Source organism: Sinorhizobium fredii USDA 205, from assembly GCF_001461695.1.
In the GTDB taxonomy this organism is placed as follows: Bacteria; Pseudomonadota; Alphaproteobacteria; order Rhizobiales; family Rhizobiaceae; genus Sinorhizobium; species Sinorhizobium fredii.
Genome location: NZ_AUTC01000093.1, coordinates 1 through 830, shown reverse-complemented (window position 1 = coordinate 830; position 830 = coordinate 1). Strand labels below are relative to the sequence as shown.

General features: G+C 63.1%; 1 protein-coding gene. It reads right to left on the bottom strand.

What is annotated here, in order from left to right; translation table 11 throughout:
• The coding region (locus tag N181_RS10305) for an IS66 family transposase (protein ID WP_155621610.1) at positions 1 to 718 on the bottom strand (718 nt) is incomplete at its 3' end.
• Positions 719 to 830 lie beyond the last annotated feature (112 nt).

The window sequence follows — 830 nt, the reverse complement described above, 5'->3', positions numbered from 1 at the left end:
CCGCGGCGCAAGCCCCCACCTGGTCGGCAAGCGTCGAGAGGCTGAGGTCGACACCCTCGCGGGCATAGCGTTCACTTTGCCGGTTCAGCGGTTGATGCTGGCCGAACTTCTCAAACAGGATCATCGCCAGCAGGTTTGGCCCTGCAAAACCGCGCGGCGTCACATGGAAAGGGGCCGGTGGCTGGGCGATCTTCTCGCATTCGCGGCAGGAGAACTTCTCGCGCACCGTCTGGATGACCTTCCACTGGCGCGGGATCACTTCCAGCGTCTCGGCAATGTCCTCGCCCAGTTTCGCCAGCTTGGCCGAGCCGCAGCATGGGCAGCTTGTTGGCGGAGCAATGACGACGCGTTCGCGCGGCAGGTGCTCCGGAAACGGCTTGCGCGATGGACGCTTGCGCTCGAAGGCCCGAACCGTCGAGGATCGTGCCGCCAGTTCAGCGGCCAATTCGTCCTGGCTGGCGTCCGCCTCCAACTCTTCGAGCTGCAATTCCATCTGCTCAAGAAGCCGCGCCTTGCGCTCCGAGCGGCTGCCATGAATGTCGCGCTTGAGCTTCTCGATCTCCAGCCTCAACCTGGCAATCAGCGCATCCGAATGCGAGTTCACTGCCTGGGCTCGGGCAGCAACGGCCTCGGCTTCACGGCGTGCCGCGCGCTCGGCGAGGATCATCGCATGCGCGCTGGCAAGGTCGTCGGGAAGCTGATCGGCCGCATCGGTCATGGCGAGATGGAATCATATTCGCTCCGACCTTTCCAGCCATTTCCACTATCCAGCAGAGCTCGGACGCCAGGTTTTTTGCGGCATTCGCCAGTCGATTCCTTCGAGCAGATAG